The organism is Gordonibacter sp. (genome assembly GCF_036667095.1).
Lineage (GTDB): Bacteria > Actinomycetota > Coriobacteriia > Coriobacteriales > Eggerthellaceae > Gordonibacter.
This window is the reverse complement of record NZ_JAVWUP010000042.1, coordinates 1-18579: the sequence shown is the minus strand read 5'-3', so window position 1 is coordinate 18579 and position 18579 is coordinate 1. Positions and strand designations below refer to the sequence as shown.

The window sequence follows — 18579 nt, the reverse complement described above, 5'->3', positions numbered from 1 at the left end:
AGGTGGTTGTGCATGCTTCCCAAGAGACCGATTCACGAATGGAGCAACAGCGCGTAGGATGTTCGAGCTCCATCGGACGCCCAAGCGCCCCGACAGGGTCCCCGATGGTCTATATCAGATGTATGGCAAGCGGAAGCACGTATTCGCGACCAGGCGGAAACGTCAGGACAAGCGCCTCGGTTGACCCGGGAACAGCATACCAGCCAAGGCCTGCAACGCAGAACGCCACAAAGCACAGGCCTGCAGCCAAGGTCCACCACCACGAGCGCAGCGCCGATCCAATAACGAAGAGCCCTACCATCATAAGCAGCAGCGGCCACAAGTTCTCGAGCATCACCCGGATGGTGGACCAGCTTACGATGTCCAAGCTCATAAAGAGAAGCGTGCCCCCTAGGCAGAACAGCATGAGCCCGTTCACGAACCGCTCCATACGATGACCCGACTCGGCGGGTACTACCAGGTCCACCATACCCACGATAACCAAGACAAGCGGCCAGAACTGCCACCATGAAACGCCCTCGACGGAATCGCGCAGCAGCGCTGCCACCCCAAAGAACAGCAACAAGGCGCCCACGATAATAGCAGCCCTCACGCCACCCGACCGGTGCCGAGGAGCTTCTGGAGCTTGCGGAGCTGCTACAGGTGCAGCCGCCGGAGCGACTGGCGGCTGCTGCGGCGACGCGTACGTTGGCGGCATGTACGTTGGCGGCACGTCTCTTTTTACCTGGTAAGCCCAAGCCGCAGCAGCAGGCGGCTCGGGAGGCACGTGCCCTGAGCCGACATATGGCTCATGCGGGGAACGAGGGGCGGCGCCATAGGGAGAGCAAGACGCTCCATCAGCCTTGCCTCGCACGTCTTCGTGATTCATGCGCCCATAGGTATCAGAGCAAGCGGATTGCGGCTCTACATCGAGCGGGCGATCGCATTCCGGCTCTTGCGGCAGCACGACCCAAAGCGCCACATAGGCAACCGCGAACAACCCGGCCGACAGCACGGAAAGCGCCACGACCAGAATACGCACGACCAGCGGGTCGGTGTTGAAATAATCGGCCATGCCGCCGCACACGCCTCCGACGAGCGCGTGACGCGAACGATAGAGCCGCTTCTCGGTATTCAACACTGCCTCCTGGCTAAACTATCGAAGACAAGCGTTATGCACGATCGGGCTGAGCGCCCTTGTCGGCAGCTTCCGTCGAGCTTTCAGCTTTGCCGTTTCGGTCCGCCTCCGCCGTCGGAGCCTGACCGAGGTTGTCGAGGCGGCTCACGCGAATGCTGGAGATGCGACGACGCCTCATAGCCTGAATCTTGAACCGATAGCCGTCGAACACCAGCTCGTCCCCCACCTGCGGCACCTCATCCAGCGTGCCCAAAAGCCAACCGGCAATGGTCTCGTAGTCGTCCGACTCGGTGACCGGCCACCCCATCTGCAAGGCGTCTTCTACGGGAAACCTTCCGTCAACGATCCACTCGTCGTCAGACACGGCAGTGAGGTGCTTGGCTTCCGCGTCCGTCTCATCCGCGATCTCGCCGACGATTTCCTCTACGATATCTTCTACCGTAATTAAACCATCGGTGCCGCCGTACTCGTCTACGACGATGGCTATCTGTTGCCTATTCGTTTGCATTTCCGACAGCAGAGGGAACGCGTCCTTGCTCTCGGGCACGAACATCGCCTCGTAGGCATAGGGTCCCACCTGATCGTCGCCTTTGCCATCCACCAAGGGGCCCACCAGGTCCTTGATATGCACGATGCCCACAATGCGGTCGATGTCCTCATGGAAGACCGGCAGACGCGAATAGCCCGTGCCGCGCATGCGGTCAACAGCCTGGCGCACGGTATCGGTATCTTCGACGAAGATCATGTCCACGCGCGGCTGCATGATCTCGCGTACGGTCATATCGCCCAAGTCCAAAATATCGCGGATCATGCGCTTCTCGTCGGGAAGCAGCTCATCGTTGTCGGTGACCATGTACATGATCTCCTCTTCGGACAGGCTTTGCCGTTCGTCGGCACCCCTGATGCCCAAAAGGCGTGACAGGCCGTTTGCCGAGGCGGAGGTCAGAGCCACCAGAGGACGCGCGATCTTTTGGAACACGCCCAGCGGGCCAGCCACGGCCTTGCTGATGCGCTCGGCATCGGACAGCGCCATGCGCTTGGGCACCAACTCGCCCACGACGATGCTCAAGTAGGACACCGCCAGCGTGATTACGATCGGAGCAAGACCTGAAGCTATGACCGACAGCCATTCGATACCGAAACCGGACAGCCATTGCGCCAGCGGCCCGGACAGGTTCGTGGCAGCCGCCGCCGAGGCAAAGAAGCCTACCAGCGTGATGGCCACCTGAATGGTCGCTAGGAAGTGGCCCGAATCTCCCGCCAGCTCAAGAGCGCGGCGGGCCTTCTTGTCGCCGTCGTCGGCCTCCTTCTGCAGCAGCACTTGCCGGGCGTTTACCAACGCCATCTCCGACATGCTGAAGTAGCCGTTCACTAAAACGAGCACGAATGTAACGACGATGCTTATCCAAATGTCCATGGTGCGGCAACTCACTCCTTCGTATACGGTGGTCACGAGGCCGCCTTGCTGCCTCGCAGGCACGGAGCGAACGCCCTGTGCCTTAGGAACCGTGGGGCTGTCATGCCCGCGCGCTCGCGCACGCACCACCTACATAACGAAAAGAGCAATGGCAAAGAACTGGCACGCGCTCCCAGCCAGAACCCACAAGTGGAAAATCGAATGCATATAGGGAATCTTCTTCAGCACATAGAAGATGCAGCCGAGGGAGTAGCAGACGCCTCCAATAAGCAACAGCCACAAACCAGGCGCTGGCATCAGCGCGACAAGCTGCGGCAGGAACCACACAACGCTCCAGCCCAGCAGCAAGTACAGCGCCGCCGATATCCAGCGCGGGCGAAACACCCAAAACGCCTCGCAGGCAACCCCAGCAAGCGCTACGGCCCATACGAAAGCACAAAGCCAAACACCGCCGACATCGCCCAAAGTAATCAGGCAAAACGAAGTATACGAGCCCGCGATGAACAAGTAGATACAACTGTGGTCGAGAATCTTAAAGACGCGCTTCGCCTTATCGACAGCGATGGCATGATACAGCGTCGACATGGTATATTCCAGCAGCATGGTGAGCGAGTACACCAAAGCAGCGAACAGATAGATGCCGCCGCCATCGTCTAAAGCGCGCACCACCAAAAGGGGAATAGCCGCAATGGCAAGCAACGCCCCGATACCATGCGTCACCGAGTTGGCAATCTCCTCGCCCAGCGTGTACTCTCGGACATTGTGCTGTTTGTTCGTAGCGCTGGCCGAGGTGCTGGCCACTTCGTTGCGGTGTTCGTGCGCCACAGCGAAGTCACGTGGCTTGAACTGCGAAGGCGTCCACTCGATTGCACGACGTGGTGCCGAAACCGGCCCAGCCTCGTCTTCGGGAAGCGCAACCTCAGGCGAGGTGGCACTTCGGCCGTCCGATGCGTTTGTTGTTGCAGGTGTCTTCATAATGAGCCTTACTGTACCATACTTCCATGAGGCTTGAGCCAGTCCAGCCATGCGCGAGCATCTTCTTCACACACGTCGATCAGGCGAATCGTGGTGCCCCCAACGCCTGCGGCCGTGCGTGCATTTACCGTAGCTGTTTTTGCGTTGCGCTGGAAGGGGTTCGTCTTGGTGTAACCGAACTGAATTTTCTTGCGCGGGAAGCTGACCGATTCGCGCGAGAATCCACCATTACTCACCTGCATGAACCGCTGGTTGTACGCAAAACCGGAACCGCGGAACCACAGCACCGCTCCCACCAGGTTCAGCACCAGCAGCACCACACAAAGTGCATAGCCGATGGTGGCACCGGTGTTCATATAGAACAGAACCGTTGCTCCGTCGGGCGTGGCAGGAGCAAACGCATTCGTGCACAGCTGAGCAATGCCTAAAACGACGGCAAGCCAGAAGCCGTCGCCCTGGATGATGCCGCGACGGATAAGCGCACGACGCAACGCGACCGGCGCAACAGGCGTGTTCTCGACCGGAACGTCGGCAAACTCGGGCACGAGACCTGCAAGGATCTCGGGCACCCGACTCATCTTCACAAAGGGATGGATGATGACACCTTGTTGGTTCAGGCTTTTCTGCTGGTCCTGCTGGTCTTCTGACGCAGCATCGATCTTCCCAAGCGACAGTTCGCAGTAACCGAACAGACGGCGGATGAAACTCTGCTTCACTACGACGGACTGCACGCGGTCGATGTCGACGCCCTGAAAACGATGCTGCAACAAGCCATGCTCCACTTCGATGCGGTTGTCGCGCCGACAGGCACGGAAGCCGCCGAACGAGATACACGTCCCAATGATAGAAAAAACCCAGATCACCGCAATAGCCGCCACCGCCACCGCAGCACCAGCCGCAATGAGGTTGCCGCTGAAAAGCTGGGCGCTCAGACCTACGACCCGACCGACCAAGGGATCGATCCGTCCGGCCACCACCGGGGCTATCTCGCCGACAAATTGGGCGACAGCACCGAGAATGCCTACGATGACAAGGACGAACGCCGTATTGTTCGAAAGCCCTGTAAGCGCCAGCTCCTTGTTAGACATGCCGTACTCATAGGTTATCTTGCCGGTGTCCACGGCCATGCCGCCGAACACGCCCCGCACGTCGGTCCATATCTCGGCCGGAGCGTCCAACACGTTATGGGGCCGATCTGCAGCAGCAGAAACGACAGCCCCGTCGAGCGGGAAGCCGACTGGCGGTGTTGCCACGTCGCCGGTTGCGGCAACCACGGCGGCGACCCCTACGGGAACAACGCCGCCCTGCACGGCCGCAGCAAACTGCTTGCGTGCGAACAACTCGGCACGCAGCTGCTCGGCCTGGGTCTTCTGCACGTAAGGCACCATGACGGCTTTGTTGGCAGAACCGCCTGCCGTGTCGATGCTAACCGTGCACACGCCGAAGATGCGCTGAAGGAGCGTGGAGCGCTGGTCGACCGACTGAATGCGCTGATAGGGCACATGGACGCGCTTTTTATTGAAGATACCCGAATGCAGGTTGAACTCGGCATCGCCCAGCTCGTAATACAGATGCTTATACGAAAGCCACTGGAACAACGCCACGATGCCTACGATAAGCACGAATCCGACGATGATGCAAATACCGACGATGAGCAAAACGGGGATCCCGGGGGCACCAACGCTTTCCCCTTTAGCCAGGGCACCGGCAATACTCGAGACGCTGGAAATAAGCACTACGACGAAAATAGCGAAAGCAGCCTGGATGCTGCCCAGCCAGATATAGCTGTGATGCACGTGATGGCGAGCAGGCTCGGCAAGAGCGGCGGATGGCTGCATCGGCGAGGGCTGACCAGGCTGCGGAGCATTCGATTGCGCCGGGTAGTCGGGAACCTGAGAGTATGCCAGCTGCGGTTGAGGGGCTTGCGGGGCCATCGTGTCTTGCGATGCTGGCTGCTGATCGGCCATCACACGTCCTCCTGCGCCAGACGAGCAAGCTCGGCCGCCTTGTCGCGCAGCTGATCGGCCGTTTCGGCATCGAGGCCCGGAATCTCATGCTCGCCCGCTGCCGTGGAGATTGTCACGCTGGCCAAACCAAACGCACGCAAAATGGGTCCTTGGCGCGTATCGGTGTTTTGCACGCGAATGAACGGGATGACGAAGCGCTTGCGCCAAACAATGCCCCGTGCGATATCCAGATAATTATCCGACAGCTCGTAGCGCCAGCGCACAAAGCGGATAGGCGGCAGCACCACCAGCCAGAGGACCATGCAGACAACGTACACAAGAGCGGTAGCTCCCAGCGTAATGAAAATCCATCCCGCCGGCTCGACCGCAGCTGCGATGGCGAAGGGGATGAACACGCACAGAAACGCGATGGTAAGCCAAATGGCATCGTTGATACGCCATACGCGCGTGATCTTTGGATTCAACTGGTTGGCAGGCAGGTCTTTCATGAGCTTCCTTCGGGTCGGAGTACGCACCTTCTCATAATAGCAGAACGCCAAACGACCGCCCGCCTCTACCGCAACCGTAGAAAAGCGATTCCGCAAAAGGCGATGCGCTATACTGGAGCGAACAACATCGTCGGCACATCCAGATGAGAGGCACCCTATGACGTATGACGAACTGAAAGATGCAATCAAAGCAGCCATGAAGGCCCAGGACAAGCCGCGGCTGTCCATCCTGCGACAGGTACATGGCGAGATCAAGAACATCGAGGTGAACGAGCGACGCGACATTAGCGACGCCGATGTGGACACTATGTTGAAGCGCTTGATCAAGCAAACGAGGGAAACGCTCGATGGCTCGATCAAGGCTGGAAACGACCAAGCGCGCACCGATACGCTGTGCGAGCAGGTGGCCATCTTGGAAGAATACTTGCCTAAGCAGGTTTCCGGCGACGACCTGATCGCCCTTATCGGAGAGGTCCTGGCCGAAACAGGCGCGTCCACCAAGAAGGACATGGGTCGCGTCATGGGCGCGCTCACCCAGAAAACGGGTGGCAACTTCGACAAGGCTACCGCCGCGAAGGAGTTAGGACAACGCCTCGCATAACGGACGACGCCGATGCAGCGCCTTGTTCTGTACGCCCTCAGTCCTCCTCAGCGTCGGCACTTTGCAGCAGCAGGTCGAACATTTCTTGGCGATTGCCCACACCTGCCCATGCCTTCCACAGCCTGGTTCGTGTTCGACGCCGAGGGCCTTGCGCAAGGTGCCATCCCTCCCTCATGCAGAAAGGCGAACCGTCTGGCTCGCCTTTCTGCATTTCCGCAACGTATAGTTCGCAGCCGCCCGCTTAGTAGATGCCGAACAGGTAGTCGACTTCGCTTGCCCATGAATCCTGGTCAACCGCCCATGCGCCGTCTTTCTGGACAAGGTCGAAGCTGACGTAGTTATCCGTCATAGCAGTGGACTTGTTCATAGCCGCTTGATACAGCTCACCAAGCTTGACCTTCATGGCTGCCTCGTCCAACGTCGATGCCTCCGGGGAGTCGACGAACGCCTGCGCTTCTTCCATGAACGCCGTTGCGAGCGCATAAGGGTCGCGCACGGTGACATCGGCATAAGCAGAACCGGTGCCGTCGTCATAGGTGTATACGCCATCAAGCTGGTAGGTGAAGTCGGCGAGCATCCACTGGGCAAACGAAGCCGGGTCGACACCGAGTTCGGTCAGGCTGTAATTACTGGAATCTTTAAACCCTTTGTCGAGTTTTTCTGCCAGCGCCTGAACCACGGCGGTGTCCTTGTTCTTCAACTTGTCGAGCTCGGCTTGAACGGCCGGCTCGGCTTTTTGGTCGCCTTCGGAAGTCATCGGCGCACTGCTGCGGGGCGTATCGAGGTACGAACTCGAAATCGAATCGGCGTTGGAAGCTGCATACATGATGGCGCCAAAGCCGATCATGAGATACATGAGAAACGCGAGCACCGAGAATACTATGCCGACAATACCGCAGACCTTACCACCCGTGGTCTTGCCGTTCTTGCCGGACTCCTTGACAGCCTTGGATGCGAGCACAATAGCCACAATGCCCAAGATAATACCCGGCAGAAGGGACGCCGAGAAGAGGATTGCCAGGATACCGCATACCAGTGCGGCCGTTGCTTTTCCGCTCGGGGCCGCAGGCTGCGGATAGTACCCCGGTACGAGCCGACCGTAGGGATTTGGTTGCCCGGGAACGACAGGCTGCCGAGCATACGGAGACTGAGCCTGATACGGCTGGGCGGCCTGCTGCGGAACCGCAGGCGCAGGAGGCTGGGCATCCGCATCGTGGGGCTGCTGAGGTTGCGGCGAACCCTCCGGGCCGGCTGATACTTCGTTGATGTTCCCGGACATGACGACGATCTCCTTCTTTAGCACCTAATTCTCATAAATCAAGTAGCAATTTATCAACAGTATACTAGACCCTCATTATCATATAAAGCGGAACATCCCTTTTTGTTTGATAACCTAACTAACAGACCAGCACAAACAACCAAAAGCTTTCCAGGTGAACGTAAACGGCACGCCTTGAAAACCTTGTAGACTTCCTGACAGCACACAATACGAGCGTCGGCAATCAACGCTGCCGACGCTCGTAGTTCTGAAAGACCATTCAATTCAGGAAGCGCCCAATCTCACCCCTTGTGCTTTTCGTCGTAGAAAAGCCTAGTAATGCGACAGGTCGTCGTCCTTCACGCGACCGCGGAACGTGCGGTAGAGGATCACATGGTAGACCAGCACCAGCGGCAGGCCGACGCAGGTGATGCCCAGCATCCACCCGAGTGCCAGCTCGGAAGACGCAGCGCTCATCAGCGTGATGCTCGGACCGATGCTGTCCGCCGATGCCACGACCAAATTCGGGAACATCGATGCCGCCAACAGGAATACAAGGCAGCCTGCCGAAACCGATTGGCCGAGGAAAGCCCCCAGGTCGCAATCCTTTTTCTTGGCCAACACCAGAGAGACGACGATGCCGGCAACGAACAGGACGGCGAAGATCCAGCGAGCGATCTCCAGCACAGGCGCCATGTCCGGCTGGATGATGAAGTGGCCGTACACCGACACCGCGAAGAATAGCACCAGCGCGATGATCAGCAGCGGCAGGCGCAGACGCGCCGCTTTCGCCTGCATATCAGAGGGCTTCGGAGCCTTCAGCGCCAGCCACGAAGCACCTGCCGCCATGAACATGGCCAGGCCCAGCAAACCGCACAGCAACGTGAAGGGCGTGATGAGGCCCAGCAGGGGCACACCGCTATAGTTCCCCGCCGCATCCATGGGAATGCCCGCGTAGATGTTGCCTACGGCGACACCAAAAAGCAAAGCCGGGAGCAGCGAGCCTACAAAGAAGCAGCCGTCCCATATCTTGCCCCATTGGGGGTCGTGCCCGCGAAACTCCACCGACACGGCGCGGACGATCAAGCCGAACAGCACCAGCATGATAGCCAGGTAGAACCCCGAGAACGTCGTAGCGTACGCGGGAGCAAACGCCGCGAACAGCGCGCCACCGGCCGTAAGCAGCCACACTTCGTTACCATCCCACACCGGGCCGATGCTGCGACGCACGACCGACTTGTCATGGTCGTTCTTGGCAAGGAACGGATACAGCACACCTGCACCCAAGTCGAAACCGTCCAAGATGAAATACCCGGCGATAAGCACGAAGATCAAGAAGAACCACACCACCGAAAGAAGCGTCATCTCCATGGCTACTCACCGTCCTTCAGGTCAGCGGATGCTCGCGCCTTCTCGGGTGCCGTGTCCACAGCGTTCCCCGCAGCCACAGCAGCCGCAGCGCCGGAATCTACCGGGATAGCCTTCTCGGACTCCACGACCGGACCCTGCTTGATGAAGCGTCCGATAATGCGCACCCACGCCGCGAACAGGAACACATACACTACCACGAACAATACGATGGTTATAACCAGCTCGGGCACGGTCACCGACTGGGAAGAGGCGGCGTTCGTCAGCAAGCTGACACCCTCCGGCCCCGAGGTAGACGGATACACCACCCACGGCTGGCGCCCCAGCTCGGCGGTAAACCATCCGGTCTGAATGGCTATGAATGGGAAGACCGGCGAGATGAGCACAAGGCGTTGCAACCACTTCATGTTCTTGATCTTGCCACCCCGCAAAGTGAACACCAGTGCCAAGATAACGGTTACCATGATCAGGCCGTACATCATCACCATAATATGGTAGTTCTGGAACACGGCGTTCACCGGCGCCGTTGCCGGATCAAGATCGCCGTACTTCTCGGTCTCGGAAAGCTGGTTTAAGCCCAGGTACTCGGTATCCCACGTGCCGGTAGCCAAGAAGCTGGTGCCACCGGGAATAGAGAACGGCGTGATAACCTTCTGGCTTTCCTCATCCACCCAGCCGAAGGCGTACAGTGGCGGAACCTCTGTCTCGTACATGCCCTCCATCATGGCCAGCTTCGTGGGCTGCTCCTCGGCAACGACCACGGCCGACGCATGCGCGAACACGATCATCAAGCAGCTGGTGATAATGCCTGCCACCGCCCCGATCTTCATCGTCTTCATGGCGAACTTCGTGTGCTTGCCCTTCAGCAGGTACCAGGCGGCCACGGCCATAGCCGCGAACGAACCCATGATAAGCACGGCATCCACCGAATGAGTGTAACGTGGGTACAGCGACGGGTTGAATGCTGCTGCAAAGAAGTCGGTGAGAACCGCCTTCGTGCCATCGGCAGCCAGTTCGGCACCAGCCGGCGTCTGCATCCACGAATTCGCAATGAGAATCCAGAGCGCACTCAAGGCCGAGCCTATGAACACGAGCCAGGCAGACACCAGGTAGAACTTGGGCGACACGCGTTTACGGCCAAACAACAGTACGCCCAGAAACACCGACTCAAGGAAGAATGCCAGCAGGGCTTCGGCCGCCAAAGGCGCTCCGAAGATGTCACCGACGAAGCGGGCATAGTCTGCCCAGTTCGTTCCGAAGGAGAACTCCATCGTGATGCCCGTGGCCACACCGACCACGAACGTCGCGGTGAAGATCTTCACCCAGAACCTCGATGCTGCTGCGTTCTCCTCGGTACGCGACCGGAAGTACTTTGTTTCGTTGATGGCCAGGATAAGACCTAGTCCGATAGATAGCGGCACAAAAATAAAGTGGTAGGCCACCGTCAGCGCAAATTGTATTCGAGACAACAGCACCGCATCGGAGAAGATATCCATCGCACACCCCCTTTTCTCGACTTGGCTTTTACCGCTGGACGCTCCGTTTCCCTAAGCTTCCAGCTTATTTGATACAAGTTTAGCACCATTTGCAGCTAAGCGCCACAACTCTGAGCAGAATGTCGGAGCATGTCAGAGATTTTTTCCTCGGGTTTTTTTCAGCCCCACAACAACAAGGCATCTTGCTGGAGAGGCGACAGAAATACGTTGCCGCCCTGTTGGAGATACCGATCCAGCTGAAAAACATACCCTGGCATCACTTCAAGAAACGTTCCCCCTCAGTGCCTATACGGAATCAGTAGGTTACTCGCTCTACTCAAAACACGTCCACGGCAACTTAAAGCCCCGTACGACCAACAGCTCCCTCAGCTTGCTTTTGACGATACATACCCGTATCGGCCACGTGCGTCAGCGCCTCGTAATCGGTTCCGTCGTCAGGAAAGAGGGCGATACCAATACTGACAAGCATAGTCCACTCACGATTGCACGCAGTAATAGGTCGAGCGATAGCCTGCTCCAACTCTTCGGCAAAGGCTTGAGCCTGTTCGCGGTTGACGCCGCAGCGCGCAACTACGAATTCATCACCGCCCAGACGCGCTAGCACGTCACCTTCGTCACAAACGTCAATAAGACGCGCAGCAATTTTTCGCAACAGCTCGTCTCCACATTGATGACCCATAGTATCGTTCACGGTCTTGAATCCGTCTAGGTCGAGGAAAAACACCGCAAAGGATGCCGTACCCGTATCGGCACACCAGTTTGTTATTTCCTGGGAGAACCAACGACGATTATGCAAACCAGTCAGCTCATCGGTAATAGCGAGTTTATGCAATATAAGTCGTCGCGCTCGAACCAACCGTGCCACAAGAGCAAGTAGCAAGCTGATAACTATTCCTACGGTGATCACAACAACCAAGGGAATCGCTCTCGCCCAACTGTAACTGGGAGCAAGCTTTAATGTCCATTCATGATTAGAAACCGAAATTTGATACGATACGGAGTCATCGCCTGGCAACTGTCCAGAAGAGGCAACCCTCACCGAATCGCCCGAGTTAGACCTTGACGAGAGCTCGTAGCGATAGCCGTCTTTCTCCAAATCGTGCAGCATGATAGGATCAAGCGCTTGAGGAAGATCGAGAACAATAGTAGCAAAACCCCAGAACTCCTCTTGCCCACTATCGTTTGTCATATAGACAGGATCGCGAGCGATCATTCCTAAGCCGCCTTGTTTAAGCTCATTAGGATCCGAAAGCTCAATTTGTTTGGTTTCGACCGCCAGTAGAGCATCGTCACGACGCGTTGGATTGTCGAACACATTGGCATTGAGTATGACCTCGTTGCCCTCAAGGGGATAAACGTACTGAGTCGTCCCACCCGGTTGATACTGAATCGCCCGAATTCCTTCCCCAACCATAAGAGACTTCGCCACATCAATGAAAGTTTCTTCGGAAAGAACCCCTTCATCGGAAATGATAACGGACGCTAGTACGTCAGTTTTATGAAAGAGGCTGTCGAGCAACGACCCGATACGCGTACCGTACACCTGCGCCGTACGGTACGCTACCTCTTTATTGTACTCGGCATCGAGATGCGCGATCATACCTGTAAGTAATGCCGTAACGGCCAGCCCAGCCACAACCGTGATAAGAGGCGACGGCAAAAATCGCCTACGATGCCCCTTGCCTCGCACCTTCTCCACGTATTGCCCCCGTTGCATAGCATCTGTAATGTCAAGATAAAAATATCACTTATTGCAGACAGCTTCAAACGACGTTACCGATTCGCTTCTTTTGCCGACAATAGTCCAAAACCGTTTGGTTCACAAGCAAATACTGACACTTCGATGAAGAGGGGAATAAACCACGCGTCTGTTAGCCCCGATCAATCTGACTTGGGCACATAAGAAATAAGGATTGTTTGGTGGTAGTTAGTAATATCGATAGTACGCGGCACAGCTACCCTCACTCGATACCATACAAGGGCCTACGGGGTTTTCGGGAGTACATACCGTGCGGAAAAGGGGGCATTCGCTCGGTGCCATAATGCCGCGCAGGATGTCGCCGCAGCGGCAACCCTTCGGTTCCTGCGTAGGCTCGACTTCCGGCGTAAAGCGGCGAACGGCATCGAAGGCAGCGAACTCTTCGCGGATGCGGTAGCCCGAACCCGGGATTTCCCCCAAACCACGCCAGGTGGCAGGGCAAGTCTCGAACACCTCGTCGATAGCGGCACGCGCCACAGGATTTCCCTCGGGCATGACGCCACGCGCATAGGCGATCTCGATCTCGGCGCGGCCCTCGTGCAACTGGCGCATGATCATAGCGATACCCTGCAGCACGTCCACCGGCTCGAAGCCCGTAATGACGCCAGGGATACCATAGCGGTCGGCTAAGAAGCGATAGGGCTCCGCCCCAATGATGGTGCTTACATGGCCGGGCAGGATGAGCGCATCGAGCTTCAACTGCGGGTCGTTGATGATGGCTTCCAGAGCTCCGGGCATATTCTTGTGCGCCACGAACACGCTGAAGTTCTTCAAACCGGCAACTTTGGCGCGCTTGATAGCCATAGCCACGAGCGGCGTCGTGGTCTCAAAGCCCACGCCCACGAACACGATTTCCCGGCCGGGCTGTTCTTCTGCGAGGCGCAGCGCGTCGAGCGGAGAGTACACGATGCTCACCGAACGACCGGCCGCCTGCTCCTTCAGCAGGCTCGACGTGCTGCCCGGAACGCGGGTCATATCGCCGAACGTGGCAATGGTCACGTTCGGCTGGCGGGTAAGCGCGATAACCGTATCGATGTCCTTGTTGGCCGTGACGCAGACGGGGCACCCCGGCCCCGATGCCAGATGAAGGCCCTCGGGCATGAGATTGCGGATGCCATTGCGCGCAATGGCTACGGTGTGAGTTCCGCACACCTCCATGATGGTGGCATCCTGGGGAGCCAGCTTGGCAATAGAGTCGATAAGCCCCCGCGCCAACTGAGGATCCTTGAACGCTGCCAGCTCGGCTTCTAGGTTGTTGCTCTCGGTCATGCTCGATTTCCTCACCTTTGCGTCCTATACGAACAGGTGCCCTCCCCTCGCTTGACGCGCAAATCTGCCAGAGTCGGGCAAACACGCGTAAGCAGACAAAAGGCCTTTCGCTATTGCTGGATCTCTTCTCCCACCAATTCGGGGAACTGCTTGATAAGGTCGATGGTTTCCTGCGCATAGGCGGCGTCCACCACTTCGATAGCGAAGCCGGCATGGACGAGTACGAAGTTGCCCACTTCAACCTGCGGGGTAAGGTCGACGGCGATATCGCGCGTCACCCCCAGAATATCTACGGTCGCCAGGCGGTTCTCTTTCAGCTCGATCACTTTTGCGGGTATGGCCAAGCACATGGTTCATGCCTTCTCTCTCATAGGGGCGCTACAAGTTGCGCTCGCAGCGCCTATACGCCAGCGTTTGCGGCGTTCTCTTTGCTTGCGGCCCATGCTACCACAGCTTGACCGAACGAAATGCAGCCGTCGTTAGGCGGCAGATCGCGGTTGACGGCTACCGTAAAGCCAGCAACCTCAAGCGCTGCGAGCGCATGCTCCACCAGATAGCGGTTCATGAACACCCCACCGGTAAGCACGACCGTCTCGATGTCGTACACCCCACGGACAAGCAGCGATATATCAACTATAGCCTGCACGAACGCATCATGGAAACGCCGCGCAACCAGCGAGACGGGCACACCCGCAGCGAAGTCGTCGAGCAAGGCCCGGAACGTGCCTGCCGCATCCAGCAGCACGACCGAAGTGTCCTGCGCGGTACTGGCTGCAGTTGCGGTGTTCTTCGTAACCGCGATCGCGTAGCGCTCTGCTGCGGAATCGTAGTCATCCTGCTCTGCAAACGCACCTATAGCCGCTTCCAGCAAGATAGCTGGCTCACCCTCGTAGGTAGGTTCGACGCAGATGCCCAGAAGCGCGCTGGCGGCATCGAACAAGCGACCGGCCGAGGAGGTCAGGGGAGTATTCAAGCCACGATCGATCATTTGCTCGCAGATGTCCGCTTGTTCGCCTAGTGCAGCGAGCATGTTATGGGCACCAGGATGATCCAGCAGATCGAAGGCCCACAAGGCGCCGTAAGCCATACGCAGCGGGTGCTTCACCGCCGCCGCGCCGCCCGGCATAGGGAGGTAGGCCAGATTGGCAAAGCGCTCGAAGGCAGACAGATTGGCGAGCAGCACTTCGCCGCCCCACAGGGCGCCGTCTGCGCCATAGCCCGTACCGTCGAAGGCGATGCCGCACACCGGGCCGGATAGCTGATGCTCGGCCATAGCCGAGACGACATGCGCGAAGTGATGCTGTACTTCGACAACCGGAAGCTCTTGGTCGTGGGCCCACTTCGTCGTGAGATACTCCGGATGCAGGTCACACGCCACCCGTGTCGGGCATATCTCGAACAACGCCTCGTAGCGATCCTTCGCGGCCAGCCACGCATCGTAGGTTTCCGCGTTCTCCAAATCACCGATATGCTGCGACACGAACGCCTCTCCGTCGCGCGTCAAAGCGAAGGTGTTCTTCTGCTCGGGGCCGGTCGCGAAGATAAAGGGGGGTGCGACAGCTGTCCCGTCAGCACCGGGCCCGACAGCCGCCCCCCCTCCGTCGGTGGCGGGCGTCCACTTAGGTAGGGAAAGGGGTAGCGGAGCATAGCCGCGCGCGCGGCGGATGAACTGTACCGCTTCGCCCGTGCTACCGGCGCGGATGACGCGCACAACCGAGTCGTCATAGCGCGCACGGATAGCGCGGTCGTGTCCGAGGAACCCGTCGGCCACGCCAAACAACTTTACGCTTGCTTCCGCATCGTCGGTGACGATAGGCTCGTCGTGCAGGTTGCCCGAGGTCATAACGAGCAGAGGGACCTCGCCGACCGCACTATCACCCTTGCCGCCTTCCAACGTTCGGGTCCTTAACGGGAAGCGAGCAGCAAGCTCCTTCGAGAAATCGTGCAGCAAGAGGTGCTGCAAGGGCGTATAGGGAAGCATGACGCCCAACTCCGGCAACTCATCAGCCAAGCCAGGGGCGAATGGCGCATCGTCGTGCTTGCGCAGCAGCACGATAGGACGCTGCGCCGAGGTGAGCACGCCCTCCTCAACCTCGCTCACCGCACACAGGCGCCGTACCGCTGCGACATCACTCGCCATTACTGCGAACGCCTTGCCACGGCGCCGCTTGCGGGCGCGCAGCAGCGCGAGAGCCTCGGCGTTCCCAGCATCGCATACCAGGTGAAAGCCCCCTAGGCCCTTCACCGCCACTATCTTTCCCGCCAGCAGCAGCTCTACGGCGCGCGTCAGGATGGTATCGCTTTCCTCACGCGTGCGCCCCCACGTCACCGGGCCCAACGGTGCCTCGCTATCGCCGTCCTCGTGCTCGCACCAGCTTACGTGCGGCCCGCATACAAAGCAGGCATCGGGCTGTGCATGGAAACGGCGGTCGAGCGGATCGCCGTATTCCGCCGCACAGCGTTCGCACATCGGGAAGTCCTTCATCGACGTGCTCTTGCGATCGTAGGGCAGCTTCTCGATGATGGTGAAGCGCGGTCCGCAGTTCGTGCAATTGATGAACGGGTAGCGGTAGCGGCGGTCGTTGGGATTGAACAGCTCCCACGCGCAGTCGTCGCAGGTGGCCAGATCGGGCGACACCAGCGTGGTCTTGTCCACCGCTCCCGCATCTGAAAAGCGGATATCGAAAGTGTCGAAGTTTTCCAGAGGAACTTCCTTGAGGGTCACTTCCTCAACGCGCGAGGCGGCAGGCGGGTTGTCGGACAGTTCGAGCACGAACTCGTCCAGCAGCTTCCCCTCGCCTTCCGCATGGATGAACACACCGTCAGCGGCATTCAGAACCCAACCATTGATCAGGTACTTCTTCGCCAGACGATAGACAAAGGGGCGGAAGCCCACCCCTTGTACAATGCCTTTTACCTGGATATCGAGTGCTTCGATCATATATGCTCCTGCAATTAAACCGATGGTTCGAGATTCTCCAGAATGCCCGTGACCAAACTGGACAAGCCGCGCAACGTGGCACCAGAGTTATCCGGCAAGTGCAAATGCACGCAACGACGGCCACGACCGGCAAGCGTGAGCAGGTCGCCCGACGCCTGCGCCTTAGCCAGCGTGCCGAGGCTCTCTGCGGCTTCGCCCACCAAGGGGATGTCCTTCAGCTCGTCGGCCGACAGAATAAGGAACACACCGTTGTTCTGCCCGCCCTTTTGCAGCTGCCCCGTGGAATGCAGATAGCGCGGCCCCACCTCGAGGCACGACACCGTCCTGCGCTTTTCGGCCACAGCGTGGCGGATGATCTCCAATGCCTCGCGTCGGCCCTCGCCGGTGAACGGCAAAAATGCGTTGATGGCGAAGTAGTCGCCTGGCTGGATGCTTGCGAACAACGCGCGCAAAGCCGAGCTTACTTCCGTGCAATCCTTGAAACAGGGCGACAGGCGCACTTCCACCTCGCCCATCTGCACCTCGTCGGTGAAATCCTGCACGAAGTCAGGTGCGGGCTGGCCTTCGCGCAAGATGTCCAGCACTGCCGCTTTGGCGGCGGACACATCAGGCTGGTCGAACGGGCACACCTTCATCAGATAGCCGCACATGGCAATGGCGTATTCCCACATCACGAAATGCTCGGCCAACTCCTCCACCGAGTCGATCTTGAAGTTGATGCGAGGAATGGCAGGGTCGATATAAGACAAGCTCATCTCGAAGTTGCGGCGCTCGTCCCACAGGTCGGTCTTCGTTTGGTACATGATGACGCTGCGATCACCCGGATCCTTCGTCAGCAGCAGCGAGTCTATTTCGATGTTCGGCAGGATACCCTGGCCGTCTTTGCCCAGGCTTTCGGCCACCAGCTGCTCGATCCACAGACCCAGCACGCGACCGCGCTTCGGTGTAAGAAACGAGAACTTGTTGCGTCCTGCCAGGTAATTGTCATATAAGAAGGCCGCCAACCCAATGGCCGGGTTATCGATGGCATCCTCGCTGCAGGCCTTTTCGGCCTCGACGGCATGCGCCATAAGTTCCTCGAGGTTGATCCCCACGAGAGCCGCCGGCAGCAAACCGAACACCGTGAGTGCCGAAAAACGCCCACCGACCGAGGGTTCGCCGGGGAACACGGCCGCCCAACCTTCCTCCCGCGCTTGGCGTTCGAGATCGGAACCAGGATCGGTAATGGCAACCAAATGCTCGACGAGCTTCTCCGCTGGCATCCCGTCGGACAACGCATCGCGGACCGCTTGCAGCGCCAGACGCGGCTCGATCGTACCGCCGCTTTTCGACGAGATGATAAACAGGGTGGATTCTGGCTTGACCTCAGCTAACGTGGCACGCACACGCACCGGCGAATCGGAATCCAGCGTCTTAAACGTGACCAGGGACGAGTCGGGCTTGTTGTACTTCGTCAGCGTCATCGGCGCCTGCGTCGAGCCGCCCTGCCCGATAAGCACCACCGTTTTCAGGCCTTGCGCTATGATTGAGTCCGCAAAGGCCTGGATATCGCCAAGCAGATAGGGCGGATTGCTGCCCAAGTCGGTCCACCCCATATAACGACGAGCACACTCCTGTGCATCTTCGGAAAAATCATACAGGCTGGCATCTTTCGCATGCACACGGCTCGCAATGCATTCTTTCACGAGCGTTTTTGCGGATGGATGCAGCTTTTCCATATCCCCAGAGATCATGCAACCTTCTTTCAGCGGAATTCGTTCTATTCTAGCAAACGACATAAGAGAAAGCTTGCCCTTGTTTGCGCTTGTGATGGAGATGTGAATGCCCTCCCGCTGAACGACGGGCAAAGTACCCGTAATTTCAGTTTTATTGTTATTGATTTTTATTCTTTATTAGTATATTGTATCAAATATTACGCGAGCA

Annotated in this window: 14 protein-coding genes; 1 reads left to right on the top strand and 13 read right to left on the bottom strand. The window is 58.3% G+C overall.

Annotation, left to right across the window (positions count from 1 at the left end):
* Positions 1-109 precede the first annotated feature (109 nt).
* From RR842_RS06040 to RR842_RS06020, 5 genes are all read right to left on the bottom strand, one after another.
* Positions 110-1117 (bottom strand): PspC domain-containing protein, encoded by a 1008-nt coding sequence (locus RR842_RS06040; RefSeq protein ID WP_332512629.1) that lies wholly within the window; start codon positions 1115-1117, stop codon positions 110-112.
* Positions 1118-1151: 34 nt separating this feature from the next.
* Positions 1152-2534, bottom strand: coding sequence for a hemolysin family protein (locus RR842_RS06035; protein ID WP_332729243.1), 1383 nt, complete (start codon positions 2532-2534; stop codon positions 1152-1154).
* A 129-nt stretch (positions 2535-2663) separates the two neighbouring features.
* Entirely contained in the window at positions 2664-3509 is an 846-nt protein-coding gene (locus RR842_RS06030) for a hemolysin III family protein (RefSeq protein WP_332512632.1), read from the bottom strand.
* 8 nt (positions 3510-3517) lie between these two features.
* A complete protein-coding gene (locus RR842_RS06025) occupies positions 3518-5476 on the bottom strand; it encodes a PH domain-containing protein (protein ID WP_332729245.1) in 1959 nt (652 codons plus the stop codon).
* A complete protein-coding gene (locus tag RR842_RS06020; protein WP_332512634.1) occupies positions 5476-5964 on the bottom strand; it encodes a PH domain-containing protein in 489 nt (162 codons plus the stop codon). Before RR842_RS06020 ends, RR842_RS06025 begins: the two co-directional genes overlap by 1 nt.
* A 157-nt stretch (positions 5965-6121) precedes the next feature.
* On the opposite strand from RR842_RS06020, the gene RR842_RS06015 reads away from it, so the two are divergent.
* Entirely contained in the window at positions 6122-6565 is a 444-nt protein-coding gene (locus RR842_RS06015; RefSeq protein WP_332554148.1) for a GatB/YqeY domain-containing protein, read from the top strand.
* A 241-nt stretch (positions 6566-6806) separates the two neighbouring features.
* On the opposite strand, the gene RR842_RS06010 is transcribed toward RR842_RS06015, so the two are convergent.
* The 8 genes from RR842_RS06010 to RR842_RS05975 all read right to left on the bottom strand — a co-directional run bounded on the left by RR842_RS06010 (position 6807) and on the right by RR842_RS05975 (position 18389).
* Entirely contained in the window at positions 6807-7844 is a 1038-nt protein-coding gene (locus RR842_RS06010) for a DUF4190 domain-containing protein (RefSeq protein ID WP_332729241.1), read from the bottom strand.
* Between the two features lie 312 nt (positions 7845-8156).
* Entirely contained in the window at positions 8157-9194 is a 1038-nt protein-coding gene (gene cydB, locus RR842_RS06005; RefSeq protein WP_332729240.1) for a cytochrome d ubiquinol oxidase subunit II, read from the bottom strand.
* A 2-nt stretch (positions 9195-9196) separates the two neighbouring features.
* The gene (locus RR842_RS06000) at positions 9197-10687 is read right to left on the bottom strand and encodes a cytochrome ubiquinol oxidase subunit I (protein ID WP_332522335.1); all 1491 of its coding nucleotides are present in this window, start codon (positions 10685-10687) and stop codon (positions 9197-9199) included.
* Between the two features lie 337 nt (positions 10688-11024).
* On the bottom strand, positions 11025-12386 hold the full coding sequence (locus RR842_RS05995; protein ID WP_332522336.1) for a sensor domain-containing diguanylate cyclase: 1362 nt from the start codon (positions 12384-12386) through the stop codon (positions 11025-11027).
* A gap of 228 nt (positions 12387-12614) precedes the next feature.
* Complete coding sequence (gene hypD, locus RR842_RS05990; protein ID WP_332729238.1) at positions 12615-13715, bottom strand: hydrogenase formation protein HypD; 1101 nt, start codon at positions 13713-13715, stop codon at positions 12615-12617.
* Between the two features lie 110 nt (positions 13716-13825).
* Complete coding sequence (locus RR842_RS05985) at positions 13826-14065, bottom strand: HypC/HybG/HupF family hydrogenase formation chaperone (RefSeq protein ID WP_332554000.1); 240 nt, start codon at positions 14063-14065, stop codon at positions 13826-13828.
* Positions 14066-14115: 50 nt separating this feature from the next.
* Complete coding sequence (locus RR842_RS05980; RefSeq protein WP_332729237.1) at positions 14116-16656, bottom strand: carbamoyltransferase HypF; 2541 nt, start codon at positions 16654-16656, stop codon at positions 14116-14118.
* Between the two features lie 14 nt (positions 16657-16670).
* Positions 16671-18389 (bottom strand): glucose-6-phosphate isomerase, encoded by a 1719-nt coding sequence (locus RR842_RS05975; RefSeq protein WP_332513385.1) that lies wholly within the window; start codon positions 18387-18389, stop codon positions 16671-16673.
* Positions 18390-18579: the final 190 nt, after the last annotated feature.

Bases quoted from the DNA above. Each gene is read 5' to 3' on its own strand.
- RR842_RS06035 (WP_332729243.1), bottom strand. From the start codon at position 2,534: ATGGACATTTGGATAAGCATCGTCGTTACATTCGTGCTCGTTTTAGTG.
- RR842_RS06030 (WP_332512632.1), bottom strand. From the start codon at position 3,509: ATGAAGACACCTGCAACAACAAACGCATCGGACGGCCGAAGTGCCACC.
- RR842_RS06025 (WP_332729245.1), bottom strand. From the start codon at position 5,476: ATGGCCGATCAGCAGCCAGCATCGCAAGACACGATGGCCCCGCAAGCC.
- RR842_RS06020 (WP_332512634.1), bottom strand. From the start codon at position 5,964: ATGAAAGACCTGCCTGCCAACCAGTTGAATCCAAAGATCACGCGCGTA.
- RR842_RS06015 (WP_332554148.1), top strand. From the start codon at position 6,122: ATGACGTATGACGAACTGAAAGATGCAATCAAAGCAGCCATGAAGGCC.
- RR842_RS06010 (WP_332729241.1), bottom strand. From the start codon at position 7,844: ATGTCCGGGAACATCAACGAAGTATCAGCCGGCCCGGAGGGTTCGCCG.
- cydB (WP_332729240.1), bottom strand. From the start codon at position 9,194: ATGGAGATGACGCTTCTTTCGGTGGTGTGGTTCTTCTTGATCTTCGTG.
- RR842_RS06000 (WP_332522335.1), bottom strand. From the start codon at position 10,687: ATGGATATCTTCTCCGATGCGGTGCTGTTGTCTCGAATACAATTTGCG.
- hypD (WP_332729238.1), bottom strand. From the start codon at position 13,715: ATGACCGAGAGCAACAACCTAGAAGCCGAGCTGGCAGCGTTCAAGGAT.
- RR842_RS05985 (WP_332554000.1), bottom strand. From the start codon at position 14,065: ATGTGCTTGGCCATACCCGCAAAAGTGATCGAGCTGAAAGAGAACCGC.
- RR842_RS05980 (WP_332729237.1), bottom strand. From the start codon at position 16,656: ATGATCGAAGCACTCGATATCCAGGTAAAAGGCATTGTACAAGGGGTG.
- RR842_RS05975 (WP_332513385.1), bottom strand. From the start codon at position 18,389: ATGATCTCTGGGGATATGGAAAAGCTGCATCCATCCGCAAAAACGCTC.